The organism is Methanomassiliicoccales archaeon (assembly GCA_038740345.1).
GTDB lineage: Archaea > Thermoplasmatota > Thermoplasmata > Methanomassiliicoccales > UBA472 > JAJRAN01.
In genome coordinates, this window is the sequence record JAVYMA010000014.1 from 12,542 (window position 1) to 26,741 (window position 14,200).

The following is a 14,200-nucleotide window of genomic DNA, read 5'->3' on the forward strand; positions in this document are numbered from 1 at the left end:
ATGTTGCGAGAGATGTGGGCTCTGTACGTCAGGGAGATGAAGCATTGGTATCGCATAAAAATACAGATTTTTATGGCGCTCATCCAACCTATCGTGTGGCTGGGACTCTTTGGCCAGTCCTTCAACATCACTAACCTTGTCCCTCCTGGCATTCCTGGCTTCGATCCTGCTCTGCTGCTATCAGGCGCGCCGGATTACTTCTCATATCTAGCCACGGGTATGCTGGCTGTGATCGCGCTCTTCACCACCATGTTCGCAGGTATGTCCTTGGTTTGGGACCGCAGGTTCGGCTTCCTGACCAAGCTGAGGGTGTCGCCCATCCCCCGAGGCGTGGTGCCCATATCGCGCATGAATTCGGCGGTGACCAGAGCCGTGATACAAGCGCTCATCGTGCTCTTGATCGCGTTGGGGTTCGCTTATGTTCCCGGGCTGGTGGGCTTGTCCCTCAGCCCTAGCTTCAATGTGTTGGATTTTCTAGGCATAGTGGCGGTGTTAATACTCCTAGCCACAGGCTTCGCCTGCATCTTCATCACCGTGGCACTCGCGGTCGAGAACCAGGACACCCTGTTCGGCCTCATCAACCTCCTCAATCTTCCCGTGATGTTCGCCTCCGCTGCCCTTCTCCCCCTCAGCCTGATGCCCAGCTGGCTTCAAGGCGTAGCCAAGGTGAATCCTCTGACCTGGGCTGCGGATGCGTGCAGGACATTCGCCTTCCATAATACCAACCCTATCTTCCCCGTGTGGCAAGAGGTTCTCATGCTCCTCGCCTTCGCCTCGTTCATGATCGGCGTGACGGTGGTCTCGGCCAAGAGGTTGTTGGATTGAGTTAAATCATGGTAACATAAAGGAAAATGCATGTAGAGCTGCTCTAATACTTCCCCTTCATCTTTTTATGAGTTTCTGCTTTAATTGGGATACTGCCTGCTTCACATCCTCGATTCCTTCCATGTCGAATATTGCCATCCCCTCCAGATCTGCCCTGGTTAGATGGTCATTGCGGGGGATTACGGCTAAAAGCTCGAGGCCCATCTCTTCAAGCCGTCGGGCTACCTCTTCCATCTCCTTGGACGAGGAGACTTTATTGGCCACTGCTGCCACCCTCATGATGCCCAGTTCCTTCGCCAGCTTCAGGATAGAGGCGGCAGCCTCTAGCGCTCTCGCACCAGGCTCCACCACGATGAGCATGACGTCCACAGCGCGTGCCGTCCCTCTACCTAAGTGCTCTAAGCCCGCTTCCATGTCCATGAGGACTATCTCATCCTCCTCCAACAGCAGGTGGTCCATGACGCGGCGCAGCAATGTCGACTCGGGGCAGAAGCATCCTTCACCAGCATGGCGTATAGTCCCTAAGACGAGCACCTCCACCTTATCCGGTCCTTCGACGGACAGCGTTTCTGTGAGGTCACTCACCTTCGGATTCATCCTAAACATGCCTCCAGGCCCGCTGCCTGGTCTAACGCCAGTCCTCTCTTCTATCAGATCTAGCATAGTGGAGAGAGGTCTCATCTTCTCCCTCTCTAGAGGAGGTATGCCTACTGCCACTGCTAACGAAGGTGAAGGATCCGCGTCCACTGCTAGCACCTTGACACCCTCCCTAGCTAACATTCTGGCGAGAAGCGCCACTACGGTGGTCTTGCCCACACCTCCTTTTCCTGAGACAGCGATCTTCAATGCCATTTCACTCCCTCTCGAAGACGATGCCATGACTGAGAAAATTTGCCTCCTTGAAGCGCACCCGTTCCAGCACCACCCTTTCACCTATGATGCTGGTACATATGACATCGTGGCCCTCAGAGACTATCCTGGCAACGTCTCTCAACATCTCCTTTACCTCTCCCTTCTGCTCCAGGAAGACGATGGATTCGCACATGAAACGCTGACGTGGACCAATGATACTTAATCCTTGTGAAAAATTCAGAGCTTTGTCTGGGCCGGGTCCTGGCGCGCCTGTTGCACATACGCCGGCTCCGCATCCTCAGCATTGAATATGTAGCGCGTGGGTACCTTCCTCCTTACCCCCGTCCAATAGCCGCAGAACCGACAGCGATAGCCAAGCGTCACCTTCCCATCGAATATGGTCCTGTTCTGGATGCGCTGCATGCGCTTCCTGCCGCATACTGGGCAAGGTGACTTACGGCTCCTCTCCTCGATCTCGCGCGTCTGTATCTCTACCTTTGCGAGCCTGCTACCCAAGGCCACACGCCTAACCCTCTCTTCCGAGACGGCATAAGATGGGTCTATCCGTCTCAGCCTGAGGTTTACGAGCTCAGCCAGCTTGGCCTGGGAGTCCACCGTCCTTTGCTCTCGGAGAGCCTCCTTTATGGCCAGGGCCAAGATGTCCGCCTTGGGTATCTTGTAGCTCATCGGCCCTCGATACATTTTAGAATACAGATAATTTTCCTTATATATATCAGAGTCCTGGATGTAATAGGCCGCAGAAGCAAGTGAGGATTCTCAAAATGCACTTATAGCCGCCCCGGCAATCTTTTGGCGGTGAGTCGATGAGAAGATGCAAGGTTATAATCATGGGTGCGGCAGGGAGGGACTTTCACAATTTCAACACTTTCTTCCGCGACAACGATCGCTATGAGGTGGTGGCATTCACCGCAGCGCAGATACCGAACATAGAGGATAGGAAATATCCCGCTGAGCTAGCGGGAAGATTATACCCTGATGGTATACCCATCAGGCCAGAGGAGGAACTTGTAGACCTGATAAGAGAGCACGGCGTGGAGCAAGTGGTATTTGCCTATTCCGATATTTCCCACATTGACCTAATGCACAAGGCCTCATTAGTGCTAGCCCATGGAGCGGACTTCCGCCTGATGGGGAACTCTCGCATCGTTTTAAAGTCCATAGTGCCAGTCATCTCCGTTTGCGCCGTGCGCACTGGCTCAGGCAAGAGTCAGACCACGCGCAAGATATGCCGCTTGCTGCGCTCCAAAGGCTTGAGGGTGGTGGCTGTGCGCCATCCCATGCCCTATGGCGACCTAGCGAGGCAGGCTATACAAAGATTCGCTTCCTATGATGATCTGGACAATCATGACTGCACGATAGAGGAGCGGGAGGAGTATGAGCCTCTAATAGATAACGGCATAGTGGTCTATGCGGGCGTGGACTACGAGCACATCCTGAGGGAGGCGGAAAAGGAAGCGGATGTCATAGTCTGGGATGGAGGCAACAACGACATGTCCTTCTACGCCTCCGATCTTTACATAGTGGTGGCCGATCCGCACCGTCCTGGCCATGAATTGCTGTATCACCCTGGAGAGGCCAATGTGCGGAGGGCGGATGTGATCATAATAAATAAAGTTCAGACCGCGGACCGGCAGGACATATTGAAGGTCAGGGAGACTGTGAACCTGCTCAATCCAAAGGCGTTGGTGATAGAGGCCGCCTCCCCTATCTCGGTGGATGACCCCTCCATGATAAGGGGAAAAAGAGTGCTGGTGGTAGAGGACGGCCCCACCCTTACCCACGGGGAGATGACTTATGGTGCAGGGACGATAGCGGCAGAGGACTTTGGCGCTCTGGAGCTGGTGGATCCCAGGCCTTATGCCGTGGGCTCCATCGCTGAGACCTTCGCCAAATATCCCCATCTGAGGAATCTTCTGCCTGCCATGGGCTACGGGCAGGAACAGGTGAGGGAGTTGGAGGAAACTATAAACCGCGCCAACTGTGACGTCGTTGTCTCAGGGACCCCAGTGGATTTGCGGAGGGTCATCAAGGTCAACAAACCAGTGGTTCGGGTGCGTTATGAGCTGGAGGAGATAGGGCATCCGAACTTGGAAGAGATATTGAACATGCACATGGGCGACAAGCTAAATCTCCGAGCTAGCAGGTAGGGCTCTCACTTGTCGTCGAGTAATGAGGTCCATGAATATTGTTTATTGGCGCTCCTCATATTCAGCATATGCCGTTGAATCTTGACTATTATTGTAGAGCAGCAGCTCTTACTCTTATCTTCCCCTTTGCTTTCCACTCTCTTAATCCTTATAACTTCAGAATAAATGAAATAGGAAACCGTTCATGTGGGGAGAGTATGCGGGGGTAGCCAAGCATGGCCAACGGCGCAGGACTTAAGATCCTGTCCTTAGTGGTTCGAGCGTTCAAATCGCTCCCCCCGCACCAATTTTTGGCCTTAGTTCGGGAAACCATATTTGCATGCACAGTTCTTCACACGGTGGGTATGTTTTCAACATTTAACAAAATGTAGATTAGATATTAAGTGGAAAGAAGGCTTAGCAATTGGGTTGGATGGAGAAATCTGCTAATTGCAGTTGATACGACTCACCGTCGAGAGCAGGTAAGAAATATTGCAAGCGCTGCGATAACAGTGTGATGGACCTACGCTTCTTTTATGCGCTTGATACGCTCTGAAGACCCCCTTCAACCCAAACCAACTTCCCTGCATCCATAATCAGGGCCTCAGGTCCTAGCTTACCGAGATAACGATGTGAACTCTGACCAATTAGAGCCAAATATGCTGACGATATCCTTGAAGCGAGGCTGGGTTGTGTCGGCGCTGTTGTTTGTCATTATCGGATTCATGAGCTTTGTTCTCCTATTGGTTATATCCGTTCTGGATGAGAATGTGTTTGCGGCCTCCTCGCTATGCCATACTTGGACATCCACATGACTTTTCAAGGATGGTGCGCCGCAAAAAGTCGATTCCATAAGCCTGACGTTCAACCCCGATGGCAGCTACCGTGTATTCCTGGATACGCCAACCGCCCACTGTCAAATAATTTACCGGAAATGGAATGTATTGGAACGCAAGCTAGAGTTCTATACGCGCTTGTTTCTCATAGAAGCTCTTATGTGCATGCTGGATTTTCCACAGAAGGTGGGGGAGTGTCTCTTCTGATTTTTTGCAAAGTTTCAAGGTCTTTAACCCTGAATCAAAGTATCTTGTGTGAACGTTTCGTAAGCTGAATAATCGAGCATTTCTGTCTCATTTTTTATTTTCTAAAGCATAAGTCATAATTTTATGACTCGCTATTCCTGGCTTTGAAAACAAGAAAACTCAAGCCTCGACTTCTACTCGACTTCTCATGGGTTCTGGTTATATCTCAAATGTTGAAAACATCTGGAAAAGTTTCACGCCGTGCCCCCTACATTAAAAGAACGTTGTGGATATAACCGTCAATTTTTCTCATGCATCTACTAAATACGGAGTCTGGGAAGAGGTCAACAACGGGCTTCCCGTTGGCAAGGCTATCATATACCATCTCGCAAAAAGGTACCTTACTCACCACTTCGATTTGCAAATCTTTAGCTCTTCTCTCTATCTCATCGGCCTTCTTCGGATTGAGGTCGAATCGATTGATGACCAAGGCAGTCGGGACACTCATCCTCTTAGCCAAAGCTGCAACTCTTTCCATGTCGTGTGCTCCGCTAGCCGTCGGCTCTGTAACCAGCAGGCAGAGATCTGCTCCAGATAGAGTGGCTATAGCAGTACAGGCAATCCCCGGGGGTCCGTCGACTATCAACAGCGGGATACTTTCTTCGATGGCTTTGTCCCTAGCAGCATTCTTTATCTCCATAGCAAATTTCCCTACATTCTCTGCAGGTGGTTCCAGATTGCCATGGGATAGCCAGCCATTATCTATTTTGGACAGAAACCTCTCACCGATGTCTTGCCCTCTTAGCTCTATCGCCGTTTGTGGGCAAAGATGACTGCATAATCCGCAACCTTCACATCTATCGAGGTCGATTTTAGCGTATCTATTCTTCCCTTTTTTTACCATCGCGATGGCTTGGAATCTACAATGAGAGGCGCATATTCCGCAGCCATCACAAGAATCTGTCCTAATGAATGCTCTCTGCATAATCAACGGCGCCCTTGATAATTCGCGGGAATTGAAAAGAAGGTCTAGGTTCGGAGCGTCAAGATCGCAATCTGCCGCCACGACAGACGGCTGTATCTTTATCAAGCTGGCAGCTATGACTGTCTTGCCCGTCCCCCCTTTGCCGCTTAGGATCACGAGTTCCTTCATTTATCTGCAACCTCCAGGCACTTTTCCCATAGTCTCGAGAATAGCTCCTTCCACCTCGGCTCCTCAATTAGGAGCTCACCCTTCGAATATTTCTCGGCTATGAAGCGGCTAAAAGGCAGGCTTGCGGCGATTTCCAAATCAAACTTGTCCAGATACTCGAGATATTCACTCGCGTCCTTATCCCGCAGTCCAACCTTGTTGAGGAGCAAGAGGGCGGGAATGCCCATTTTTCTCACGAGTTTGATGGCCAAACCAAGATCATGCATTCCGAAAGGCGTCGGTTCAGTGACCAATAGGCAGACATCAGCGCCGCTCAGGGCTTCGGTCACGCCACAGCCCACACCAGGAGGGCAGTCCAACACCGCATTCACATTTTCAGGGATTCTCTCTTTCACAGCACGGATAAGAGGCACCGTGGATGGCTCCCCGATCCTCATCAAACCATAAACGAGGCTCCTATGGATTCCCGCTAAATAGACCAGCTCTCCTATCTTTCTCTCTCGCATCAGGATGGCTTTTCGAGGGCAAAGATCCATGCAAGCCCCGCAGCTATGGCAAGCTTCCTCTCTGAACTTTACTTGTCCCTTGATGTGCATAACGGCGCCGAAGCGGCAAAAGGATGCACATTTCCCGCAAGAACTGCAATCTTCCTGGGAGACATAAGGGACGGGGCGATGAATGCTTTGGACCGTTTCCTGCCCAGAAAAAGGGAATAGATGGCAGTTGGGGGCCTCCACGTCAAGGTCAACCAGCCAACTCCTAGCAGCTGCAGAGAGATTGGTCGAGACCAGAGTCTTACCTGTGCCACCCTTGCCGCTGGCGACTGCTATTCGCAATCTTTTCCTCATAGCATCAGGATTCAATGCCTATGTTCCTTGCAGGCACTGTGGACATCCGCGGGTCGGAGCTTACCCTCCTTCCACTGTCTTATAGCTTGATTGATGGTGCCGCAAGCCCCAACATAGGTGCGAATGTTGAAATTCTCCAACATCTGGATTGCCTTAGGGCCGAGACTAGAGCAGATCATTACTTGAACTCCTCGCTTTGCGATATGCTCTGGGGGCTTGCCGACTCCTCCTGCATGCTCTCCCCTATTCTCAAGAACATCAAGAGAACCATCTTCCGTATCAACTATTAGGTAATATGGAGCGCGACCGAAATGCTGGCAAATATCGTCATTGATGCTAGTGCCCATGGAAGGCACGCATACTTTCATCCTCTCCTCCTCCCGCCTCAGTTCTCTATTCGATTGGTTCTGTAACTGGCTCTTTCACTCGAGAACCCGTGCATCACCACATCCTCGGCGCTATATTCTCGTTCTTCACATCTTATGAGAAGCCCTTTCTCAAAGGCTATTAGAGCCTCTTTCCCGCTCATGGATTTGGCTATGAAGACCTCTATGCCTGATTCTCTGAGGATTCGCATAGCATTAGGTCCGGGCTTACCCCCCAAGACCGCGGTGGCGCCGTTCTCTACCACGATCTGCGCCGTGCGCACCCCCGCACCACAGCTTTGCTCGGAGGAAGGGTCTTTGACAACACGCTCGACCTTTCCATTCTCCACCAATAGAAGGTATCTGCAGCGTCCGAACCTGTCATCCACAGAGTCGTCGAGGCTGGGGCCCTTTGAGCATATGGCAAGCTTCATCTCTCTCATCTTCTCCCGAATGGACCGCGGCATCGGCCCCGACCGAAGCCCGCATCATTTCGATGGAAAGATGTGGATTTGCAAGCAGGGCAGGAGGCGGGACGGCCTGTGCCGAATGGCACGCTCCATACATGCCCGCAGTTGGCACATATGAACTCGCGCTGACATCCCGCTTGCGACCTTTCCTCTGCGGACCAAGCACGGCCAGGGCGCCAACCGGGTCCAGCACCAAAACATACGCACATAAAGGCAAGTTTCCCTAAATTCAAAATATCAGCAACAGCTTCTTTTGACGTAGACCGGAACCAACCTCTCATGATGGGATTCATACTCATCGAATAGCACACGTTTTCAGAAGGCCAAGTTTTTGACGGCTAACAAGTTAGTCGTGTGCCGGCTTTGATAAAAAATCATTCATAGGGAAGCCATCTGCTCTTCAACAAGCTTACGTTGGGCTCGACGGAGAATTATGTCCAGCGATGGTTTCGATATCTCCATTCTCTTTGCCAATTGGTCCAAGTTTATTTTTCTTGGGATATCGAAGTAACCTAGATCGTAGGCCATGCGCAGGGCGTGACTCTGCCTTCCTGTCAAGCCTCGTGCATCCTTTAGCCGGACAACTTTCTTCACCTTTACTTGACATCCCGATTCGCTCAACTCTTTCACCAAGCATGTAAGTGCAGAAGCGTCAGGGGCGATCACGGACCATTCTATCTCCCCTTCCTGCCCGGATCTAGCGGATTCAAGGATACAGTTGGTTTTGGAAAGAGCCTGACATAATTGACAAAATGGCACCTCTGTCGTACCAAGCCAATGACCTGGGCTAACCATCATCAATTTCGTCGAGCAACCAGGTAGGATTGAGCCTAGCTTCCTCTCTACCTCTTCCTGCGTCATATCCTCTGGTCCATGGATCTTTAGAAGACCCTGGCCTTTGTTACCATGTTTGGGGATACATCTCTCTATCTCGACCTTCATTCCCGTGATCTTGGAGAACTTGGCTACCCAATTGTCTTTGCATTTCAATGTCAAGGTCGCCAGTCTCATCTGATCACCTCCTCGTTAGGAGTGGTAAATCGCTGTGGGATTATTCGCAGGGCCTTGCCATGGATGACCGCCTCCGCCATTTTCCGTCTTCCCGAGGCAAGTATGCGAGAGAATGTGGGCTGGGAGACGCCCATTCGCTCGGCCGCCTCCAGCTGATTTAGCATCTCCAAGTCTGCCAATCGCACCGCCTCTAGCTCATCCACACCCATCATGACCTGTTCTAGATCCCTCCACGGTATCCCATGCGGTTTGAACAACTCATGTGGCTGTCCGCATGAGATGCGACGGCATCTTTTTGGCCTGGGCATCGAATTATGAATATTTATTCATTATAAAAAACTTTAGGGACTTTAGGTGGCCTGGAACGAGATATTTCCTGTGCGCTCCTTTCAACTGACATTGAAGAAAATTTGTCAATGCATTCAAGGTATCATTTCCTTTCAGACATTTTCAATCATTGAGTTGAAGATATATAATGCGAGTTCGGAATGTTCTCCTTGTCACAGAAGATGGAATAATAATTTTTTAACTGGATGACCTGCAAACTTACTTTTATAATAGAATTTAAATAATTTATAATAGCTCCGTAAAATATTATTTTTTAATATAATCAAGTGATAAAAAAATATAAATAATTTTAAAATAAAAGTTCACATATCGATGATTACGCATAACATCCAACAATTGATTTCATATTGAAACATGATTCATCTAGCACTTTCTCCATATTCCGTACCGTGCCAACTTCTTCTCCCATACTTCATTCTACCCTTCATATCCTCTGAGTTTACATCAAAAGCGGCTTGATAAAACAACTACTTATTGCCTGCTCTAGGAAATTTGAATATTAGAGATGAATATGTTTGAACAGTCGGTTTTTAAAAGGTCGGTTCTTGTAAGGGAAAAAGGCTTTACGGAATCCTCTCTTTTCTGGTACAGAAGCCTCCGGCATGGGCTTTCACGAGTCGATTTAGGTTCAGAGAGCGAAAGGATGAGGTTGTTTGCATTGAGCATGTGGTGAATCAAGATGGGAGAGCAAGAAGAGAAGGCGGTGGTGCGCGGCCTCAGGGATGTCCCAGCTGCGGAGACAAGGCTTAGCTATGTGGATCCAAATGGATACCTCTATTATCTCGGCTATAACATCGACGACTTAGTAGGTCGTGTTCGATACGCCGAGGTAGCCTTCCTTTTCTTGCATAAAAGGCTTCCGAGAATGGATGAGCTAGAGCGGTTCAGTTCTGAACTCATCGAAAACATGAGGCTGCCAGAGGCCATAGTTGACAGCATTAGGAGGACGCCAATGCGATGTAAGCCTATGGACGTCCTCAGGACCGAGGTCTCACGCCTGGGAGAATACGATCCAGAGAGCAACGATCTGTCCATGCCCGCTAATCTTAGGAAGGCGGTGCGGCTGATAGCTCAAGTCCCCACTATCGTGGCCACTTTGCATCGGGCTCGCCAGGGACTGGATGTTCCTGAGCCGAGGAAGGATCTGAGTTTCGTGGAGAACTTCCTCTATATGTTCAAAGGTTCCCTTCCCAATAAGGCCGAAGCGGACGTATTGCATCGGCTCATGATACTCCACGCTGACCATGGCTTCAACGCCTCTACCTTCGCCGCTCGCGTTACGGCAAGCACCAACTCCGACATGTATTCCGCCGTCACTTCTGCTATAGGAACGCTGAAGGGACCCCTCCATGGAGGTGCCAGCGAGAAAGTCATGGAGATGCTGGATGATATTGGGCTGGAGGAGCATGTTAACGAGTATATCCAGGGACTGCTGGACGATAACAAGAAGATAATGGGGTTCGGGCATCGCGTCTATAAAGCTGAGGATCCCCGTACCAAGCATCTCAGGCTCATCGTGGAGAACCTCTGTCATCAAGAGAGGACGATGAGTCTTTATAATAAATGCATCAAGATCGAGCAAATAGTCCTTGAGCGAAAGAAAATTTACCCCAATCTGGACTTCTACGCTGCGGCGGCCATGGACGCGCTAGGAGTGCCCAAGGAGTTCTTCACTCCTTTCTTCTGCTGCAGTCGAATATCTGGATGGGTGGCGCATGTGATAGAGCAATATGAGGATGCGGTGCTCCTCCGCCCCTCTTCCAAATATGTGGGCGAATTCGGAAGGCCTTTCGTGCCAATAGAACAGAGGTGAGTTCACACCAGTTGAATGAAAGGAACAACCAGGAAAGCAAAAATCCATAAGGACGATGCTCAACTCCCGCACATCATCGATTAAAAGAGTTGCTTCAATTTAATGCGTATCTGTTTTTCATCCTCCTCCTATTAATGCCTTAGCCAAAAATTTCATGGATTCTATTGAGGGCCTTGTCGTGAGGGCCTTAATAGCGTACTTCCTTGAACCTCTTAAGTCGCCATTGATTCGAAGATAATAGCTGATTCGTCGAAGAAGCTCGGCGTGGGCCTTGGGGCTCTTTTCGAAGACTTCGAGATGGCGATCATGAATGGCGATGAGCGATGTGGCCACATGAGGTTTATTCTCTAGACCTTTAGAGAGCCTTTCTCCCGAATGCTCTCGCATGACTGTCAATCTCTCTCTGAGACAGGCGATCATGGTGACTTTAGCCAATCGGATGCTGAACTCCCAATCCTCAGCGTATTTTAAGCTTTCGTCGAAACCGCCCATTTCCAGGAAGAGCTGGCGCCGTATCAACCAGGAAGAAGGTGTCCCCAGGACAGCTGGCCAGGCGATCACCTCTCTCAAATCGCCCTCCTCCTCATGTTTATTATAGTCCGAAATCACGGCACCAGTATCATCCACGACCTCTCTCAGGGTGTATGAGAAGTTAAACTCCGGACCTTTCGCACGTAAATATGAGAGCTGTCTTGCCAGCTTCTGGGGCTTCCATTCATCGTCGCTATCAAGGAAGGCGATGTATTCTCCTTTGGCAACATTCGCGCCTCGATTCCTTGCTGCCGCCACCCCTTGGTTCTCCTTTTGACGTAAATGTTGGATTCTAGGGTCGGAAAACATCCTAACAGTTGACGTGAGATCGACTGGGGAGCCGTCCTCCACAATCAGCAATTCCCATCGCTGATAGGTCTGAGCTAACACGCTGGCAATGGCCTTCTCCAAGAGCTTGGGGCGATCATAGGCTGGTATTATCACGGAGACCAACGGCTCAGAGCCTTCTTCGGAGCTAGCCATCGGACTGGAATCATGGTGTCGTTTTTAAATTTTGATATGATCAAAACGTTTCATTTATCGGTCCAATAGCCACGAAGGATATCAATACGAATTCAACCTCAAGGATCGAAATCACGGAAATTAGAAACAACAGATAGTAAGCGCTTCTTATAATCCTTTGGCTAAGCTCTTTCATATGAAATTTACCAAAAAGTGCTTGGGGTATCAAAATGATATCTTGTGTCTTTTGGCATTCGTCGATTTATATTATTATGGCTTGGGAGTGTTCGAGTCTAGAGCCCGCTCCGCTTCCTTATTGAATATAAGCATCATTTTCAATGCTCATACAAAATCACGAAATCTTCAATTGATTCTATATTAAAAGAAGATAGCTTAGCAGAGAAGCCTTAAATCTATGGGGGGGGGTGGGCAGCATAGTAAAGATAGGCGCACAGATCGGTTCAAAAAATGTTTGAAAATATATTGAAAAAAAGGTAATGGGTTTGCCTCTTCTATCTGCGTCATGCCCTAGCTTGGATACCGAAGAACAGGGTCCATGCCAGTATCGACTTGGATACCAGGCTAAGGATGATATATCCTCTTTCGCCAACTAAATAATCCTTCCATCTCCCCTTCTTGCGGTACTGCAGGATCATGTTCAGGGGGAAGGTTATCCAGAAGAAGACCAGGAAGGCCGTGGCCACGTAAACGAAATTCGGTATGTTGTCGAAGTTCTCCAGAGCCGCTCCGAAGAAATACATGAGCACGGCTATCCAAGCGATGGCGCCGGCGATGGATCCGAAATAGAAGTTGATCCAGCTTGTTTTAGTGGTGTATTGGTTCTGCAACTCCATGGAGTAGCCGAATAGATTCATGGATGCATTGCACCCTATAAGAAGCAGGAGGGCCGCGGCATCATTGAGTCCGCTGAGTATGGCTATAATGACTATCATCAAAGAGGAGGAAATGGCGTACTCATACCATCTGGCTGGGTTCATTCCCTTGCTCAGGTTCTGGACATACCATTTATAACCGAAAGTAGAGACAGAGTAGTGGGCAATAGCTGACATGAACATGAAGAGGGCGATCATCGGCCCCAAGGGCACCTCGAACATCGTCTGCTGATTAGGTATCGGTCCGATGCCCTCCTGGAACTTAAAGAAATTAGTCGTAATGGGAACCCAGACCTCCTTGGTGAAAAGAAGCATAATCAGGCCTTGTATGAGATGCAGGGTGCCCATCACCAAGTTCCATTTTTTCAACTTAAGGTATTTAGGATCCTTTGGATCCGCTATTTGTTTACTTTCTCCTGCCGTTTCTGTCATATGAATCCCTGACGAAGATTTGAAACTCAGTGTATATATCGGTTTGGATAAATGCTATCTGAACTAAGGAGTTGATTAGAGGTCGCTGCAGATGAAATGCGCTCGATGCGGGAAGTGCTGCTACGAAACCAGGATGGAACTTTCAGAGGAGGATGTACATAGATTGGAGGCATTAGGCTATTCCAGGAAGGACTTCTGCGAGAGCGATAAAGATGGCATTCTCAGATTGAGGAATGTAAAAGGAAGATGCTATTTCCTTTTAGGTAACAACGAATGTGCAGTGTATCCCTCACGACCTCTTGGATGCGAAATATACCCGGTGAATTGCGATCTGGACGGAGAAGTCTTTGTTGACGACTTCTGCTCCGTCGCTTCCTCAGTCGGAAAAGATGAGATATTAAGGAAAGGGGAGCTGCTGAGAAGGCATTTGCGCGTTATTGATCATGAGGCTGCGCTGAGGAAAGGTAAGCCGGTCTGAGCCTACCATCCATTCATATGCACCCGTTCGGGACGAAAGCGGTCTACCTGTGGCAATGGCTTCGCTGGATATCCCAAAGGTATCAAGCATAGAGGCACGATTTCATCGGGAAGCTTGAACAGCTTACGCACCCCCTTGATCCTTTCCTCGATAGGATAGACCCCTGTCCATACTGCCCCAAGTCCCATTTCATGGGCGGCCAAGAGCAGATTCTGGGCCGCCGCGGAGCAATCCTGGGGCCAAAAGCCAGGATATCTCTCCTTGCTGGTGTCGCCACACACTAAAATGGCAGCCTGCGCCTCCAGGCACATCTTGGCATTCGGATTAACATCTACGATCGCATCCAGCATCTTTCGTTCGGTCACGATCAGAAAATGCCAAGGTTGTTGGTTGCCAGCGGAGGGTGCCTGCATGGCCGCCCTCACCAGCTTATCTATTATCTCTGGTGGGATTGGCCTATTAGAGAAGCTGCGACAGCTCCTTCTTGTGCTAATGGCTTCTAAAGTGTTCATCGAATGATTATTGCAAGTCCGATTAGAAAATCTATTGC

At 49.6% G+C, this 14,200-nt stretch carries 17 protein-coding genes and 1 tRNA gene; 5 read left to right on the forward strand and 13 right to left on the reverse strand.

What is annotated here, in order from left to right; translation table 11 throughout:
* Entirely contained in the window at positions 1 to 825 is an 825-nt protein-coding gene (locus QW520_05865) for an ABC transporter permease (protein ID MEM0449331.1), read from the forward strand.
* Positions 826 to 882: 57 nt separating this feature from the next.
* Here the strand turns inward: QW520_05865 and QW520_05870 are convergent, their stop codons facing one another.
* The 3 genes from QW520_05870 to QW520_05880 are packed head-to-tail and all read right to left on the reverse strand — an operon-like array spanning position 883 to position 2,364.
* Positions 883 to 1,677 carry an AAA family ATPase gene (locus tag QW520_05870; GenBank protein MEM0449332.1) on the reverse strand — a complete coding sequence of 265 codons (795 nt, stop codon included), beginning with the start codon at positions 1,675 to 1,677 and terminating at the stop codon, positions 883 to 885.
* Position 1,678: 1 nt separating this feature from the next.
* The gene (locus QW520_05875; protein MEM0449333.1) at positions 1,679 to 1,870 is read right to left on the reverse strand and encodes a CooT family nickel-binding protein; all 192 of its coding nucleotides are present in this window, start codon (positions 1,868 to 1,870) and stop codon (positions 1,679 to 1,681) included.
* Between the two features lie 44 nt (positions 1,871 to 1,914).
* Positions 1,915 to 2,364, reverse strand: a complete 450-nt coding sequence (locus QW520_05880; GenBank protein ID MEM0449334.1) for a hypothetical protein — start codon at positions 2,362 to 2,364, stop codon at positions 1,915 to 1,917.
* Between the two features lie 137 nt (positions 2,365 to 2,501).
* Between QW520_05880 and QW520_05885 the strand changes: the two genes are divergently transcribed.
* Both QW520_05885 and QW520_05890 read left to right on the forward strand, forming a co-directional pair.
* Positions 2,502 to 3,845 (forward strand): cyclic 2,3-diphosphoglycerate synthase, encoded by a 1,344-nt coding sequence (locus QW520_05885; protein MEM0449335.1) that lies wholly within the window; start codon positions 2,502 to 2,504, stop codon positions 3,843 to 3,845.
* A gap of 199 nt (positions 3,846 to 4,044) precedes the next feature.
* Positions 4,045 to 4,131 (forward strand) — tRNA-Leu (locus tag QW520_05890).
* Positions 4,132 to 5,114: 983 nt separating this feature from the next.
* On the opposite strand, the gene QW520_05895 is transcribed toward QW520_05890, so the two are convergent.
* From QW520_05895 to QW520_05925, 7 genes are all read right to left on the reverse strand, one after another.
* Complete coding sequence (locus QW520_05895) at positions 5,115 to 5,999, reverse strand: ATP-binding protein (GenBank protein ID MEM0449336.1); 885 nt, start codon at positions 5,997 to 5,999, stop codon at positions 5,115 to 5,117.
* Complete coding sequence (locus tag QW520_05900) at positions 5,996 to 6,835, reverse strand: ATP-binding protein (GenBank protein MEM0449337.1); 840 nt, start codon at positions 6,833 to 6,835, stop codon at positions 5,996 to 5,998. The genes QW520_05895 and QW520_05900 overlap by 4 nt, the downstream gene beginning before the upstream one ends.
* A 23-nt stretch (positions 6,836 to 6,858) precedes the next feature.
* Positions 6,859 to 7,215 carry a NifB/NifX family molybdenum-iron cluster-binding protein gene (locus QW520_05905; GenBank protein MEM0449338.1) on the reverse strand — a complete coding sequence of 119 codons (357 nt, stop codon included), beginning with the start codon at positions 7,213 to 7,215 and terminating at the stop codon, positions 6,859 to 6,861.
* A 17-nt stretch (positions 7,216 to 7,232) separates the two neighbouring features.
* On the reverse strand, positions 7,233 to 7,655 hold the full coding sequence (locus tag QW520_05910; protein MEM0449339.1) for a NifB/NifX family molybdenum-iron cluster-binding protein: 423 nt from the start codon (positions 7,653 to 7,655) through the stop codon (positions 7,233 to 7,235).
* On the reverse strand, positions 7,594 to 7,875 hold the full coding sequence (locus tag QW520_05915) for a hypothetical protein (protein MEM0449340.1): 282 nt from the start codon (positions 7,873 to 7,875) through the stop codon (positions 7,594 to 7,596). The genes QW520_05910 and QW520_05915 overlap by 62 nt, the downstream gene beginning before the upstream one ends.
* A gap of 185 nt (positions 7,876 to 8,060) precedes the next feature.
* A complete protein-coding gene (locus QW520_05920; GenBank protein MEM0449341.1) occupies positions 8,061 to 8,693 on the reverse strand; it encodes a helix-turn-helix domain-containing protein in 633 nt (210 codons plus the stop codon).
* Positions 8,690 to 9,001: a DUF134 domain-containing protein gene (locus tag QW520_05925; protein MEM0449342.1), complete on the reverse strand. Its 312-nt coding sequence runs from the start codon at positions 8,999 to 9,001 to the stop codon at positions 8,690 to 8,692. The genes QW520_05920 and QW520_05925 overlap by 4 nt, the downstream gene beginning before the upstream one ends.
* 719 nt (positions 9,002 to 9,720) lie before the next feature.
* Between QW520_05925 and QW520_05930 the strand changes: the two genes are divergently transcribed.
* On the forward strand, positions 9,721 to 10,854 hold the full coding sequence (locus QW520_05930; protein ID MEM0449343.1) for a citrate/2-methylcitrate synthase: 1,134 nt from the start codon (positions 9,721 to 9,723) through the stop codon (positions 10,852 to 10,854).
* Positions 10,855 to 10,971: 117 nt separating this feature from the next.
* Here the strand turns inward: QW520_05930 and QW520_05935 are convergent, their stop codons facing one another.
* Together QW520_05935 and heR are read right to left on the reverse strand one after the other, a co-directional pair.
* Positions 10,972 to 11,868, reverse strand: coding sequence for a glycosyltransferase (locus QW520_05935; protein ID MEM0449344.1), 897 nt, complete (start codon positions 11,866 to 11,868; stop codon positions 10,972 to 10,974).
* Between the two features lie 500 nt (positions 11,869 to 12,368).
* The gene (gene heR / locus QW520_05940; GenBank protein ID MEM0449345.1) at positions 12,369 to 13,172 is read right to left on the reverse strand and encodes a heliorhodopsin HeR; all 804 of its coding nucleotides are present in this window, start codon (positions 13,170 to 13,172) and stop codon (positions 12,369 to 12,371) included.
* 91 nt (positions 13,173 to 13,263) lie between these two features.
* Between heR and QW520_05945 the strand changes: the two genes are divergently transcribed.
* Complete coding sequence (locus tag QW520_05945) at positions 13,264 to 13,650, forward strand: YkgJ family cysteine cluster protein (GenBank protein ID MEM0449346.1); 387 nt, start codon at positions 13,264 to 13,266, stop codon at positions 13,648 to 13,650.
* Between the two features lie 2 nt (positions 13,651 to 13,652).
* Here the strand turns inward: QW520_05945 and QW520_05950 are convergent, their stop codons facing one another.
* Entirely contained in the window at positions 13,653 to 14,162 is a 510-nt protein-coding gene (locus QW520_05950; GenBank protein ID MEM0449347.1) for a nitroreductase family protein, read from the reverse strand.
* Between the last annotated feature and the right edge of the window lie 38 nt (positions 14,163 to 14,200).